Annotated in this window: 12 protein-coding genes; 1 reads left to right on the top strand and 11 read right to left on the bottom strand. The window is 62.1% G+C overall.

The window, feature by feature from the left end:
• Positions 1-41 precede the first annotated feature (41 nt).
• The 7 genes from lpdA to sdhC form a co-directional block, all read right to left on the bottom strand.
• A complete protein-coding gene (lpdA, locus tag AC1TXO_RS18000) occupies positions 42-1,478 on the bottom strand; it encodes a dihydrolipoyl dehydrogenase (protein WP_486402998.1) in 1,437 nt (478 codons plus the stop codon).
• A 95-nt stretch (positions 1,479-1,573) separates the two neighbouring features.
• Positions 1,574-2,797: a 2-oxoglutarate dehydrogenase complex dihydrolipoyllysine-residue succinyltransferase gene (odhB, locus tag AC1TXO_RS18005; RefSeq protein ID WP_486402999.1), complete on the bottom strand. Its 1,224-nt coding sequence runs from the start codon at positions 2,795-2,797 to the stop codon at positions 1,574-1,576.
• A gap of 42 nt (positions 2,798-2,839) precedes the next feature.
• A complete protein-coding gene (locus tag AC1TXO_RS18010) occupies positions 2,840-5,671 on the bottom strand; it encodes a 2-oxoglutarate dehydrogenase E1 component (protein WP_486403000.1) in 2,832 nt (943 codons plus the stop codon).
• Between the two features lie 241 nt (positions 5,672-5,912).
• The gene (locus tag AC1TXO_RS18015) at positions 5,913-6,617 is read right to left on the bottom strand and encodes a succinate dehydrogenase iron-sulfur subunit (RefSeq protein ID WP_012315348.1); all 705 of its coding nucleotides are present in this window, start codon (positions 6,615-6,617) and stop codon (positions 5,913-5,915) included.
• Between the two features lie 11 nt (positions 6,618-6,628).
• Positions 6,629-8,401: a succinate dehydrogenase flavoprotein subunit gene (sdhA, locus tag AC1TXO_RS18020; protein WP_486403001.1), complete on the bottom strand. Its 1,773-nt coding sequence runs from the start codon at positions 8,399-8,401 to the stop codon at positions 6,629-6,631.
• A 3-nt stretch (positions 8,402-8,404) separates the two neighbouring features.
• Complete coding sequence (gene sdhD / locus AC1TXO_RS18025) at positions 8,405-8,773, bottom strand: succinate dehydrogenase, hydrophobic membrane anchor protein (protein ID WP_054894255.1); 369 nt, start codon at positions 8,771-8,773, stop codon at positions 8,405-8,407.
• Complete coding sequence (gene sdhC, locus AC1TXO_RS18030) at positions 8,767-9,153, bottom strand: succinate dehydrogenase, cytochrome b556 subunit (RefSeq protein WP_023628897.1); 387 nt, start codon at positions 9,151-9,153, stop codon at positions 8,767-8,769. Before sdhC ends, sdhD begins: the two co-directional genes overlap by 7 nt.
• Before the next feature lie 351 nt (positions 9,154-9,504).
• Between sdhC and gltA the strand changes: the two genes are divergently transcribed.
• Positions 9,505-10,794: a citrate synthase gene (gene gltA / locus AC1TXO_RS18035; RefSeq protein WP_054894257.1), complete on the top strand. Its 1,290-nt coding sequence runs from the start codon at positions 9,505-9,507 to the stop codon at positions 10,792-10,794.
• Positions 10,795-10,870: 76 nt separating this feature from the next.
• Here the strand turns inward: gltA and AC1TXO_RS18040 are convergent, their stop codons facing one another.
• The 4 genes from AC1TXO_RS18040 to AC1TXO_RS18055 all read right to left on the bottom strand — a co-directional run bounded on the left by AC1TXO_RS18040 (position 10,871) and on the right by AC1TXO_RS18055 (position 13,855).
• Positions 10,871-11,476: an START domain-containing protein gene (locus AC1TXO_RS18040; RefSeq protein WP_486403002.1), complete on the bottom strand. Its 606-nt coding sequence runs from the start codon at positions 11,474-11,476 to the stop codon at positions 10,871-10,873.
• A gap of 31 nt (positions 11,477-11,507) precedes the next feature.
• Positions 11,508-11,762 (bottom strand): YkgJ family cysteine cluster protein, encoded by a 255-nt coding sequence (locus AC1TXO_RS18045; protein WP_486403003.1) that lies wholly within the window; start codon positions 11,760-11,762, stop codon positions 11,508-11,510.
• A 107-nt stretch (positions 11,763-11,869) separates the two neighbouring features.
• Positions 11,870-12,352: a hypothetical protein gene (locus tag AC1TXO_RS18050; protein WP_486403004.1), complete on the bottom strand. Its 483-nt coding sequence runs from the start codon at positions 12,350-12,352 to the stop codon at positions 11,870-11,872.
• A gap of 60 nt (positions 12,353-12,412) precedes the next feature.
• Positions 12,413-13,855: an aminotransferase-like domain-containing protein gene (locus AC1TXO_RS18055; protein WP_486403005.1), complete on the bottom strand. Its 1,443-nt coding sequence runs from the start codon at positions 13,853-13,855 to the stop codon at positions 12,413-12,415.
• Positions 13,856-13,953 lie beyond the last annotated feature (98 nt).

Consider the following 13,953-nt stretch of genomic DNA (forward strand, 5'->3'; position numbering starts at 1 on the left):
ACGCAAGACCCACGACGGGCAGCCCGCCGTGGTTTTTATAATTAACGCTTCTTACGGTTGGCCACGTGAATGGCACCGCCATTCACGGCCAGCGCTGCTTCATGCAACGCTTCGGACAGGGTCGGATGGCTGAAGACCATCATGCCCAGGTCCTCGGCACTGGTGCCGAATTCCATTGCGATCGCGCCTTGCTGAACCAGCTCGGCAGCCGATGGGCCGATCACGTGAACGCCCAGGACGCGGTCGGTCTTGGCATCGGCGATGACCTTGACGAAGCCGCCGGTGTCGTTGGCCGCCATCGCACGGCCGCTGGCCGCGAACGGGAAGGTGCCCACGTTAACCTCAACGCCTTCGGCTTTCAATGCCTGTTCGGTCTTGCCGACCCACGCGATTTCCGGGTGGGTGTAGATGACCGAAGGGATCAGGTCGTAGTTCATCTGGGCCTTGTGACCCTTGATGCGCTCGACGACCATGATGCCCTCTTCCGAAGCCTTGTGCGCGAGCATCAGACCGCGTACCACGTCGCCGATGGCGTAGACGCCCGGAACGCTGGTGGCGCAGTGGTCATCGACATAGATGTAGCCACGCTCGTCGATGTTGACGCCGCTGTCGGCAGCCAGCAGGTCGGTGGTGACCGGACGACGGCCAACCGCGACGATCAGCTTGTCGAAGACGATCTTCTGCTCGCCTTCGGCGTTGGTGTAGGTGACTTCGACTTCGTCGCCGTTGACTTTCGAGCCGGTGACGCGAGCGCCCAGCTTGATGTCCAGGCCTTGCTTGGTCAGGGTCTTCTGGGCTTCTTTCGACACGGCGGTGTCGGCAGCCATCAGGAAGGTGTCCAGGGCTTCGAGCACGGTCACTTCAGCACCCAGGCGAGCCCATACCGAGCCCAGTTCCAGGCCGATCACGCCGGCACCGATCACGCCCAGGCGCTTGGGAACCGACTGGAATTCCAGGGCGCCGGTGGAGTCGACGATGACATTCTGGTCGACCGGAGCCGGCGGAATGTCGATCGGACGCGAGCCGGAGGCCAGGATCACGTTCTCGGCTTCGATGACTTCGGTGGTGCCGTCGGCCTGGGTGACTTCGACTTTCTTGCCAGCCAGCAGCTTGCCGTGGCCTTGGATCGAAGTGACGCCGTTGGCCTTGAACAGGGTGGCAACGCCACCGGTCAGGTTCTTGACGATACCGGCCTTGCGGCCAACCATCGCGGCAACGTCCATCTTCACTTCACCGGTGGAGATACCATGGACGTTGAAGCTCTCTTTGGCTTCCTTGTACTTCCAGGAGCTGTCCAGCAGCGCCTTGGACGGGATGCAACCTACGTTCAGGCAGGTGCCGCCCAGGGCCAGCTTGCCCTCGGCGTCGGTGTACTTCTCGATACAGGCAGTCTTCAGACCAAGTTGGGCAGCCTTGATGGCGGCAACATAGCCGCCAGGACCCGCACCAATCACCACTACGTCGAATTTCTGGGTCATAAAAGATTCCTTATCAGCTTCAAGCTACAAGCCGCACGCTGCAGGGCGCCGGGCTCCGGTCTGGAGCCTGTCGCCCGCAGCCTGCAGCTACGCGATTAGATGTCCAGCAGCAGGCGGGACGGATCTTCCAGCAGGTTCTTGATGGTCACCAGGAAGGTTACCGCTTCCTTGCCGTCGATCAGGCGGTGGTCGTAGGACAGCGCCAGGTACATCATCGGACGAATGACCACCTGGCCATTGATCGCCATCGGACGCTGGATGATGTTGTGCATGCCCAGGATCGCGGCCTGCGGCGGGTTGACGATCGGGGTCGACATCATCGAGCCGAAGGTACCACCGTTGGTGATGGTGAAGGTACCGCCGGTCATCTCTTCGATCGACAGCTTGCCGTCACGGGCCTTCTTGCCGAAGGTGGCGATGCCGTTCTCGATCTCGGCCAGCGACATCGATTCGGCATTGCGCAGCACCGGTACCACCAGGCCACGGTCGCTGGAGACGGCAACGCCGACGTCCGCGTAGCCATGGTAGACGATGTCGTTGCCGTCGATCGAAGCGTTGACTGCCGGGAAGCGCTTCAGCGCCTCGGTGGCGGCCTTGACGAAGAACGACATGAAGCCCAGGCGTACGCCGTTGTGGGTCTTCTCGAACAGGTCCTTGTACTTCGAACGCAGCGCCATGACTTCGGTCATGTCGACTTCGTTGAAGGTGGTCAGCATGGCCATGCTCGACTGGGCTTCGACCAGACGCTCGGCGATCTTGGCGCGCAGACGGGTCATCGGCACACGCTTCTCGGTGCGATCGCCAGCAGCGACGACAACCGGGGCAGCAGCAGCGGCAGCCGGCTTGGCAGCAGGTGCGGCAGGGGCCGACTTCTTGTTGGCGACTGCAGCCACCACGTCTTCCTTGGTGATGCGACCGCCTTTGCCGGTACCGGAAACGGTAGCCAGGTCGATGCCGTTCTCTTCGGCCAGCTTGCGCGCGGCAGGGGCGGCAACCGGGTCGTCTTCGCCAGCGTCGGCGGCAGCGGCAGCCGGAGCAGCAGCAGGCGCGGCGGCAGCGGCTGGTGCGGCGGCGGCAGCGCCACCTTCCACGATCGAACCCAGGACTTCGTCGGACAGGACGGTGTCGCCCTCGCCCTTGACGATGTCGCCCAGCACGCCGTCGGCGGTGGCCAGGACTTCCAGGACGACCTTGTCGGTCTCGATGTCGACGATCAGCTCGTCACGCTTGACGGCTTCGCCCGGCTTCTTGTGCCAGGTGGCAACGGTGCCATCGGCAACCGATTCCGGGAAGGTTGGGGCTTTGATCTCGATAGCCATTATCAGTGTTTCCTTAAATTCGGTTTCAGGTGCGCGAAGGCGTTAGACAGTGAACGCGTCTTGCAGCAGTTTTTCCTGCTGTTCGGCGTGCTTCGATGCGTAACCACAGGCTGGCGCGGCAGATGCGTCGCGACCGGCGTATTCCAGGACCAGTGCCTTGTTGTGGCGGCCCAGGATACGGCGCATGTGATGCTGGCTGCTGTACCAGGCGCCCTGGTTCATCGGCTCTTCCTGGCACCAGACGGCATGCTTGAGGTTGCTGTACTGCCCGAGGATTTCGACCAGGTCGTCTTCCGGGAACGGGTACAGCTGCTCGAGACGCACGATGGCGATGTCTTCGCGGCCTTCGGCACGGCGTTTTTCCAGCAGGTCGTAGTAGACCTTGCCGCTGCACAGCACCAGGCGCTCGACCTTGGCCGGATCGATGGCATCGATTTCCGGGATCACGGTCTGGAACGAGCCTTCGGCCAGGTCTTCCAGGGTCGAGATGGCCAGCTTGTGGCGCAGCAGCGACTTGGGCGTCAGCACGATCAGCGGCTTGCGCAGCGGACGGATGACCTGACGACGCAGCAGGTGGTAGATCTGTGCCGGCGTGGTCGGTACGCACACCTGGATGTTGTGCTCGGCGCACAGCTGCAGGTAACGCTCCAGACGTGCCGAGGAGTGCTCCGGACCCTGGCCTTCATAGCCGTGAGGCAGCAGCATGGTCAGGCCGCACAGGCGACCCCACTTGTGCTCGCCGCTGGTGATGAACTGGTCGATCACCACCTGCGCACCGTTGGCGAAGTCGCCGAACTGGGCTTCCCAGATCACCAGCGCGTTCGGCGTGGTGGTGGAGTAGCCGTATTCGAACGCCAGTACCGCCTCTTCCGACAGGTAGGAGTCGTACAGTTCGAACTTCGGCTGGCCCGGGAACAGGTTCTTCAGCGGAACGTAGGTGCTGGCGTCCTTCTGGTTGTGCAGCACCGCGTGACGGTGCGAGAAGGTGCCACGGCCGATGTCCTGGCCGGTCATGCGGATCGGGTGACCTTCGAACTGCAGGGTGGCGTAGGCCATGGTCTCTGCATAACCCCAGTTGATCGGCAAGCCACCGGCCTGCATCTTCTGGCGATCTTCGTAGATCTTGGCGACCTGGCGCTGGACGACGAAGCCTTCCGGCAACTCGAGCAGCTTGGCCGACAGTTCCTGCAGGGTCTTGAGATCGAAGCGGGTGTCGTGACGCGCAGTCCAGGCATGGCCCAGGTACGGACGCCAGTCGACGAACAGCTCGCGGTTCGGCTCCTTGACCAGGCTCTTGACCACGTGCAGACCGTTGTCCAGCGCGTTGCGGTACTCGTCGATCTTGGCCTGGGCGCGCTCGGCATCGATACGACCGGCCTGGATCAGCGCGTCGGCGTACAACTCGCGGGTGGTGCGCTGCTTGGTGATCTGCTGGTACATCAAAGGCTGGGTGCCGTTCGGCTCGTCGGCCTCGTTGTGGCCGCGACGACGGTAGCAGACCAGGTCGATGACCACGTCACGCTTGAACTGCATGCGGTAGTCGATGGCCAGCTGGGTCACGAACAATACGGCTTCCGGGTCGTCGCCGTTGACGTGCAGGATCGGCGCCTGGATCATCTTGGCAACGTCGGTGGCGTACTCGGTGGAGCGCGCATCGAGCGGGTTGCTGATGGTGAAGCCGACCTGGTTGTTGATCACGATGTGCACGGTGCCGCCGGTCTTGAAACCGCGGGTCTGCGACATCTGGAAGGTTTCCATGACCACGCCCTGGCCGGCGAAGGCCGCGTCGCCGTGGATCGAGATCGGCAGGACCTTGTCGCCGACGCTGTCGTTGCGGCGATCCTGACGGGCACGAACCGAACCCTCCACCACCGGCGAGACGATTTCCAGGTGGGACGGGTTGAAGGCCATGGCCAGGTGCACTTCGCCACCGGCAGTCATGACGTTGCTGGAGAAGCCCTGGTGATACTTCACATCACCGGAGCCCAGCTCGTTCATCTTCTTGCCTTCGAACTCGTCGAACAGCTCGCGCGGGTTCTTGCCGAAGGTGTTGACGAGCACGTTCAGACGGCCACGGTGGGCCATGCCGATCACGACTTCCTTGGTCCCGTAGGAACCGGAACGCTGGATCATTTCGTCCAGCATCGGGATCAGGCTTTCGCCGCCTTCCAGGCCGAAGCGCTTGGTGCCCGGGTACTTGGTGCCCAGGTACTTTTCCAGGCCCTCGCCCGCGGTGACGCGCTCGAGCAGGTGAGTCTGCACGTCGGCGGAGAAATCAGGACGGCCACGGACGCTTTCCAGGCGCTGCTGGAACCAGCTGCGCTGCTCGGAATCGACGATGTGGGTGAACTCGGCGCCAATGGTGCGACAATATGTCTTCTGCAGCGCCTCGAAGATTTCGCGTAGGCTCGCTTCCTCTTTGCCGATGAACAGGTCGCCGGCACGGAAGGTCGTATCAAGGTCGGCATTGGTCAAGCCGTAGTGATTGATCGACAGGTCTACGGGCGCAGGGCGCTGCCACAACCCCAACGGGTCGAGCTGGGCAGCCTGATGGCCGCGCATACGATAGGCCTGGATCAGTCGCAGCACTTCAACCTGCTTCTTCTCGTGTTCACTGCTCACGCTCCCGGCGGAAACCGGTTGGGCGCGGCGCTGGTTCTTCGCCAGCAGTACGAAATGGTCGCGGATCGTAGAGTGCGATACGTCGGTAGCGGTGCTGCCGTCGGCGGGCAACTTCTGGAAGTAGGTGCGCCACTCTTCTGGCACAGCGTTAGGGTCGTGCAGGTAGAGCTCGTAGAGCTCTTCCACATATGCAGCGTTACCACCTGAAAGGTGGGCGCTTTCCCACATGCGCTGCATCACGCTTTCTTGCATGCTTGGTCACCCTCGGTTAGGGGACGGATCGGCAAGAGCCACGCAAACCTGGAAAAGTCCGAACACAGCGACCAACCACGCCACCTGGATCCTGCAGATTTTCCGGGTACCAGCCCGGAAGCCCCTGCTGGTCTCATATCTTCATAGGTAATGAGCCAGGGCCTTGTAAGCCCTTGCTCGGGTTTTACCTCGGCGCGGGCACACCACCCGCGCGTCGGCATACAGCGTTACTGCGTTTGTATCAGGTGCCGCTTTGCAGCAGCATGTTACGTACGTGACCGATTGCCTTCGTCGGGTTCAGACCCTTCGGGCAGACGTTCACGCAGTTCATGATCCCGCGGCAGCGGAACACGCTGAACGGGTCATCCAGCGACGCCAGACGCTCCTGCGTCTTGGTGTCACGGCTGTCGGCCAGGAAACGGTAGGCCTGCAGCAGGGCGGCGGGGCCCAGGAACTTGTCCGGGTTCCACCAGAACGACGGGCAGGAGGTCGAGCAGCAGGCGCACAGGATGCACTCGTACAGACCGTCCAGCTTGTCGCGATCTTCCGGCGACTGCAGACGCTCGATGGCCGGAGCCGGCGTGTCGTTCTGCAGGAATGGCTTCACCTTCTCGTACTGCTTGTAGAAGATGCTCATATCGACGACCAGGTCACGAATGACCGGCAGGCCCGGCAGCGGACGCAGCACCAGCTTGTTGCCCTTGACCACGCCCGACAGCGGGGTGATGCAGGCCAGGCCGTTCTTGCCGTTCATGTTCATGCCATCGGAACCGCACACGCCTTCACGGCAGGAACGACGGTACGAGAAGCCCTCGTCCTTTTCCTTGATCAGTGCCAGCACGTCCAGCACCATCAGGTCCTTACCGCCGGTATCGACGTCGAACGACTCCATCTTGGGCGCCGAGTCGGTGTCCGGGTTGTAACGATAAACTTCGACTTTCAACATAGCGGCCACCCTTAGTAAGTCCGGACTTTTGGTTCGAAGGCAGGAACGGTCTTCGGCGCAAAGTTGACGCCACGCTTGGCAACGCGCTTCTCACCCGGGTAGTACAGGGTGTGGCACAGCCAGTTCTCGTCGTCACGGTCTTCGAAGTCTTCACGGGCGTGCGCGCCGCGGGACTCTTTGCGGGCTTCGGCCGCGATGGCGGTCGCTTCGGCGACTTCCAGCAGGTTCTGCAGCTCCAGCGCTTCGATACGCGCGGTGTTGAAGGCCTGGGACTTGTCGTTGATCTTGACGTTGGCGATGCGGTCACGCAGGCCAGCCAGCTGCTCGATACCCTTCTGCATGTATTCGCCGGTACGGAACACACCGAAGTAGTTCTGCATGCAGCTCTGCAGCTCGCGCTTGAGGGTGGCAACGTCTTCGCCAGTAGAGCGCTCGTTGAGCTTGTTCAGGCGGTTCAGGGCAACGTCGATGTCGGTGTCGCTGGCGTCGAGGTGCTCGATGCCGTCGCTCAGCGCCTTTTCCAGGTGCAGGCCGGCAGCACGGCCGAAGACCACCAGGTCGAGCAGCGAGTTGCCGCCCAGGCGGTTGGCACCGTGAACCGATACGCACGCCACTTCACCTACGGCGAACAGGCCAGGAATGATGTGATCCTTGCCTTCTTCGTCCATGGTGATGGCCTGGCCATGAATGTTGGTGGCTACGCCGCCCATCATGTAGTGGCAGGTCGGAACGACCGGCACCGGCGCGACCACAGGGTCGACGTGGGCGAAGGTCTTGGACAGTTCGCAGATGCCTGGCAGGCGGCTGTGCAGCACTTCCTCGCCCAGGTGGTCCAGCTTCAGCAGTACGTGGTCCTTGTTCGGGCCCACGCCGTTGCCGGCGATGATTTCCTTGACCATGGAACGGGCGACCACGTCGCGGCCAGCCAGGTCCTTCGCGTTCGGCGCGTAACGCTCCATGAAGCGCTCGCCGTGGGCGTTGATCAGGTAGCCACCCTCACCGCGGCAACCTTCGGTGACCAGTACACCGGCGCCGGCGATGCCGGTCGGGTGGAACTGCCACATCTCGATGTCCTGTACCGGTACACCTGCACGCAGGGCCATGCCGATACCGTCACCGGTGTTGATCAGGGCATTGGTGGTGGAGGCGTAAATACGGCCCGCACCGCCGGTGGCCAGAACGGTGGCCTTGGACTTGATGTACATGGTTTCGCCGGTTTCGATGCAGATCGCGATCACACCGACGAAAGCGCCGTCCTGGTTCTTGACCAGGTCAACGGCGTAGTACTCGTTGAGGAAGGTGGTGCCCGCCTTCAGGTTGCCCTGATAGAGGGTGTGCAGCAGGGCGTGACCGGTACGGTCGGACGCGGCGCAGGTACGCGCGGCCTGGCCGCCCTTGCCGAAGTCCTTGGACTGGCCACCGAACGGACGCTGGTAGATGCGGCCGGTTTCGGTACGCGAGAACGGCAGGCCCATGTGGTCCAGCTCGAAGACCGCGGCCGGGCCTTCCTGACACATGTACTCGATAGCGTCCTGGTCACCGATGTAGTCGGAACCCTTGACGGTATCGTACATGTGCCAGCGCCAGTCGTCGTTCGGGTCGGCCGAAGCGATGGCGCAGGTGATGCCGCCCTGGGCGGATACGGTGTGCGAACGGGTCGGGAACACCTTGGTGACTACTGCGGTCTTGTGGCCGCCTTGAGCCAGTTGCAGCGCAGCGCGCATGCCGGCGCCGCCGCCACCGATGATGATGGCGTCGAAGGAAATGGTTGGAATGCTAGCCATGGATCAGATACCCCAGAGAATCTGCACACCCCAGACGAAGTAAGCGAACATCGCAACGCCGCATACCGCCTGGAACAGGAAACGAATCGCAGTCGCCGACTTGCCGAACGACATCGGCGTCAGGTAGTCGGTGGCAATGGTCCACATGCCGACCCAGGCGTGAGCGCCCAGGGCGACGAGAGCCAGCAGACTGAAGATCCGCATCGCGTTGTTGGAGAACAGAGCGTGCCACTGGGCATAGTCGATGCCCGGGTGGATCGCGAGGTAGCCGATCAGGAAGATGAAATAAGCCGCGAGAACGACTGCCGAGACGCGCTGCGCCATCCAGTCATAGAGGCCCGAACGCGACAGGTTCGTGACATTAGTTACCATACCCAAACTCCCGCCAGAACGATCAGCACCACGGAGATGACGATCACGATTTTCGAGCCCAGCTTGCCGCCTTCCAGCGTCTCACCGACACCCATGTCCATGATCAGGTGGCGAACACCTGCGACGAGGTGATACAGCAGGCCGGACAGCAGGCCCCAGGTCACCAGTTTGGCCAGCGGGCTGGTCAGACACGCCTTCACCTCGGCAAAGCCTTCCTCGGAACCCAGCGACTTGCCCAATGCGTACAGCATGATGGCAAGGCCGAGGAACAGGATGACACCGGAAATACGGTGAAGAATGGACGTGTACGCGGTGATCGGGAGTTTGATGGTCCTTAGGTCTAGGTTTACAGGTCGTTGGCTTTTCACGGCTTTTTTCACACTGAAGAGCCCCTAGCGAACAGGGCAAAGTTGTTGGTAAGTGTACTGGTCAGGTACCCACCACCGAAGAGAACACGACACCCAGCAGGGCGGGCTGGAAAGCCCCTGGGAGTCGGCTGCCGAGTATAGACAGTTAGGCTGCTTATGACAACGTGAGGGGCTAGCCCGAATAGCGCATTGCCTTTAGCGCGCAAAAGGCGTAAATGGGCCGCAATTTCGTGAAAATCATGGGCTTGGAGGGTGTTTCAACCAGCCTTTAGGCAAATTGACATTCGAATTTATCCCTCTATAGTGGTGCGGGCCCTGCGTGGGGGGTCTGTCTGATGATTTCAAGCATTAATAGGAGGCCACATGGCTGACAAAAAAGCGCAGTTGGTCATCGAGGGCGCAGCCCCCGTAGAGCTGCCCATTTTAACCGGCACCGTTGGTCCCGATGTTATCGACGTCCGCGGGTTGGGGGCATCCGGTCACTTCACCTTCGACCCCGGCTTCATGGCGACCGCCTCGTGCGAGTCGAAGATCACCTACATCGACGGCGACAAGGGCGTACTGCTGCACCGCGGCTACCCCATCGAACAGCTCGCCGAGCAGTCGGACTACCTGGAAACCTGCTACCTGCTGCTCAACGGCGAACTGCCGAACGCCGAGCAGAAGGCCCAGTTCGTCAGCACCGTGAAGAACCACACCATGGTCCACGAGCAGCTGAAGTCCTTCTTCAACGGCTTCCGCCGCGACGCCCACCCGATGGCCGTCATGTGCGGCGTGGTCGGCGCCCTGTCGGCGTTCTATCACGACTCGCTGGACATCAATAACCCGCAGCACCGCGAAATCTCCGCTGTGCGCCTGGTCGCGAAGATGCCGACGCTGGCCGCGATGGTCTACAAGTACTCCATGGGCCAGCCCATGATGTACCCGCGCAACGACCTGTCGTACGCGGAGAACTTCCTGCACATGATGTTCAACACCCCGTGCGAGATCAAACCGATCAGCCCGGTGCTGGCCAAGGCGATGGACCGGATCTTCATCCTCCACGCCGACCACGAGCAGAACGCCTCCACCTCCACCGTGCGCCTGGCCGGCTCTTCGGGTGCCAACCCGTTCGCCTGTATCGCCGCCGGTATCGCCGCACTGTGGGGCCCTGCCCACGGCGGTGCGAACGAAGCGGTCCTGACCATGCTCGATGAAATCGGCGATGTCTCGAACATCGACAAGTTCATCGCCAAGGCCAAGGACAAGAACGACCCGTTCAAGCTGATGGGCTTCGGTCACCGCGTCTACAAGAACCGCGACCCGCGCGCCACCGTGATGAAGCAGACCTGCGACGAAGTCCTGCGCGAGCTGGGCATCAAGGACGATCCGCAGCTGGAACTGGCGATGCGCCTGGAAGAGATCGCCCTGACCGATCCGTACTTCATCGAGCGCTCGCTGTACCCGAACGTCGACTTCTACTCGGGGATCATCCTCAAGGCGATCGGCATTCCGACCAGCATGTTCACCGTGATCTTCGCCCTGGCACGTACCGTGGGCTGGATCTCGCACTGGAAGGAAATGCTCTCCGGCCCGTACAAGATCGGCCGCCCGCGCCAGTTGTACACCGGCGAACCGCAGCGTGACATCACTGCACTGAAAGACCGCAAGTAAGCCTTTGGGCCGAACGTGAAGAAGGCTGCCTCAGGGCAGCCTTTTTTGTTCAGCCTGGATTGGCCATCTATCAGCTTCAGTTCTTCTCGGCCCGCTCGCGCAACCCTTTCAGTGTATTGAACGGTGCATCCACCACGAACTTGTTGGCCAGCCACGACGGCACGCTGCCACCCGGCTCGGTGTGCACCTGGTAAGTCACCTCGGTGCTGTCACCCTTGGGCACCAGCTTCCAGAAGCCCTCGACCTGGGCCACGCGCACGAAGCCCTTTTCCTCCGGCAGGTACTTCGGCTCGCCCTCGAGCTTGCGGGTCAGGCTGCCGTCGCCCCCCTGCTCCGTGGTCACATGCAGGATCGAGTCGCGTGGCGTCACCGGCCAGGGCGTGTTGAACTGGGTGTAGGTCCAGCTCTGGTCACCTTCATGCTTGAGCAGCTTCTGCGACTTGCACTCATGCACCCAGGCGCAGGCGCCAGCGACATCTTCCTGCAGCGCCTTGACCTTGGCCAGCGGCGCCTTGATCACGGTCACGCCTCGGTAGGCCTTGTACTTGGAGCCGGCCACTTCGCTGAGGGACACCTGGATGCCCTCCTCGTCCTTGGCCACCTGCCAGTTTTCCGCCCAGGCGGTCGGCGCCAGCAGGACACCCATGCCACACAGCAGTACAACGCGCTTGATCGATCTCATCGTCTTGTTCCTTTTGTCGAAGATCCAAACGTCACGCCGCCGTCATCTGCTCCAGCCAGCCAATGATCCTGATCGCATCGTCGCGATCAGTGCCGCAGACATCCACCTCGGCCTTGAACCCACCACAGACCTTCGGCCGTTCGGGCTTGCCGAACAGCGCGCAGAGGTTTTCCACGGACAGGTGCAGGCAACGCTCGCCCGCCGGCTTGCCCTGGGGCATGCCAGGAATCGGCGAACTGATGGACGGGGCAATGCAGCAGGCACCGCAGCCCTCACGGCATTTCATGACAACAGGACTCCCTGGAGCTCAGCGGGACGGACATCCCTGGATACTAACTGCTCAAACATATGTTTGAAATTACCGATTCGATGAAATGCGCCGTGACCCGGCAGTCAGTTGCGAAATTCGAAATCGATCGCCGCACCCTCGACATCGCGGCGGCTGTCGTTGCGCAACTGCAGCTGCATTTCGTTGCTGATCAGCCGGCCATTGAGCTGGAACGGGCTGTCGTCGGATGCGGGCTTTTCGGGGAACATTGCCGGCAGCAAGGGTTTGCGCGTCGATGGAGTACTACTGACGTCCGGCTTGAGGTTCTTGACCATCTCGCTGGGCAGGCTCAGGTCGAGCTTTGGATTGGGCAGCGGTTTGGCCACCGCCTTGCTCACAGGCTTCTGCCTGGCCTTGCTCTTGGGCTTGCTCGCTGCTTTCGTCACAGGTTTGGCGGCCGGCTTGCCGGCCGGTTTTACCGCAGGCTTGGCAGCCTTGCCCTGAGACGCCTCGCTCTTGGTCGACGCTTGCGCAGCCTGCGGCGCAGCGCCCGGGAGCCAGGGCAGCGCGAGACACAGCAGCAGGGCAACGGAGCGAAATGCATTCATGGGCATCGGGAGCATGGCATCAAAATGCCTATGCTCCCTGTTCGACGCGCATCTGACAAGCTAGAAAATCGCGCCGGCAGACTCTCGACACAATTGCTGGGCCAAAAGCCCCAAGGTCATTACCGCCCGCTCTGCCTCCTTGTTCCAGGGAATCCCGCAATTGAGGCGAATGCAGTGGTTGAACTGCTCGGTGTTGCTGAAGATCAGCCCGGGCGCGATGCTGATGCCCTGCTCCAGCGCCCGCACATGCAGCTCCTGCGTGTTGACCCGCCCCGGCAGGCTGACCCAGAGAATGAATCCGCCGGTAGGCCGGGTCATCTGGGTTCCCTCGGGGAAATGCTGCTGCACTGCCAGCTGGTAGGCGCTGAGGTTCTTGCGGTATTCCTGGCGAATGTAGCGCAGGTGACGGTCGTAGCCGCCGTTTTCCAGATAGGCCGCCACGCCCATCTGCGTCACGCTGCAGGCCGAGTGCGTGGTGAAGGTCTGCAGGCGCTGGATCTCGTCCTGGTAACGCCCGGGAATCATCCAGCCCACTCGTACGCCCGGTGACAGGGTCTTGGAGAAGCTCGAACAGTAGATCACCCGGTCCAGGCGATCGAACGCCTTGAGCGCCTTGGTGCGCCCCTGCTCGAACATCAGCTCGCCATAGATATCGTCCTCGACGATCTGGATATCGAAGTCCGACGCCAGGCGCAGCAACTGTTTCTGCCGCTCTTCAGGGATGGTGCCGCCCAGCGGGTTGCTCAGGCGCGGGGTCAGCACCAGGGCCTTGATCGACCATTGGTTGGCCGCCAGTTGCAAGGCCTCGAGGCTGATCCCGGTGGACGGGTCGCTGGGAATCTCGATGACTTTCAGGCCGAGCAGATCGGCCAACTGCAGCAAGCCGTAATAGGTCGGTGATTCTGCAGCGATCAGGTCGCCCGGCCGCGTCAGCACCCGCAACGCCATCTGCAAGGCATCGACGCAGCCATGGGTGACGATCACCTCGCGCGGATCGACCAGCACCCCGGCGTCGCGCATGCGAATGGCGATCTGCCGGCGCAGTGGCTCGAAGCCCGGGCTGAACATGTAGCTGAAAGCCCGCGGGCTGTGAAAGCGGGTGACCTTGGCGATCTGCTGATGCAGCGCGCGCACCGGCAGGTAGTCCACGTGCGGCACCGCCGCGCCGAACGGGAAGACGCCATCGCGGCGCGCCTCGGTCAGTACCTGCTGGATGATGCTGGCACGGGTGACCAGCCCTGGCCGCTCGACCCGCGCGATGTCCGGGGTCTGCGCGGTAAGCGCCGGGGTCTGGTGGACGTAGTAGCCGGATTGGGGACGGGCGCGAATCAGGCCCTGGTCCTCGAGATTGGCGTAGGCCTGCAGCACCGTGGCATGGCTGACATTGAGCTGGGCGCTCATCTTGCGCACGGAGGGCACGCGCTCGCCTGGCTGGTAGACACCGCGACGGATGTCATCGGCCAGTTGCTGGGCAATGCGCTGGTACAACAGCAGGTTGGTCATGGTGATTCTCGAAGCGCGGACGGGTTCGTTGTTCTTGTACGACTCACAGTCGAGACAGAATACCGTAACAGTTGCAAAGTGTACTGGGACAGTTCCGA

It is taken from the genome of Pseudomonas sp. FA117 (genome assembly GCF_057370475.1).

What these genes read in the sequence shown, in the direction of transcription:
- lpdA (WP_486402998.1), bottom strand. Translation starts at nt 1,478, where the DNA reads ATGACCCAGAAATTCGACGTAGTGGTGATTGGTGCGGGTCCTGGCGGC.
- odhB (WP_486402999.1), bottom strand. Translation starts at nt 2,797, where the DNA reads ATGGCTATCGAGATCAAAGCCCCAACCTTCCCGGAATCGGTTGCCGAT.
- AC1TXO_RS18010 (WP_486403000.1), bottom strand. Translation starts at nt 5,671, where the DNA reads ATGCAAGAAAGCGTGATGCAGCGCATGTGGGAAAGCGCCCACCTTTCA.
- AC1TXO_RS18015 (WP_012315348.1), bottom strand. Translation starts at nt 6,617, where the DNA reads ATGTTGAAAGTCGAAGTTTATCGTTACAACCCGGACACCGACTCGGCG.
- sdhA (WP_486403001.1), bottom strand. Translation starts at nt 8,401, where the DNA reads ATGGCTAGCATTCCAACCATTTCCTTCGACGCCATCATCATCGGTGGC.
- sdhD (WP_054894255.1), bottom strand. Translation starts at nt 8,773, where the DNA reads ATGGTAACTAATGTCACGAACCTGTCGCGTTCGGGCCTCTATGACTGG.
- gltA (WP_054894257.1), top strand. Translation starts at nt 9,505, where the DNA reads ATGGCTGACAAAAAAGCGCAGTTGGTCATCGAGGGCGCAGCCCCCGTA.
- AC1TXO_RS18040 (WP_486403002.1), bottom strand. Translation starts at nt 11,476, where the DNA reads ATGAGATCGATCAAGCGCGTTGTACTGCTGTGTGGCATGGGTGTCCTG.
- AC1TXO_RS18045 (WP_486403003.1), bottom strand. Translation starts at nt 11,762, where the DNA reads ATGAAATGCCGTGAGGGCTGCGGTGCCTGCTGCATTGCCCCGTCCATC.
- AC1TXO_RS18050 (WP_486403004.1), bottom strand. Translation starts at nt 12,352, where the DNA reads ATGAATGCATTTCGCTCCGTTGCCCTGCTGCTGTGTCTCGCGCTGCCC.
- AC1TXO_RS18055 (WP_486403005.1), bottom strand. Translation starts at nt 13,855, where the DNA reads ATGACCAACCTGCTGTTGTACCAGCGCATTGCCCAGCAACTGGCCGAT.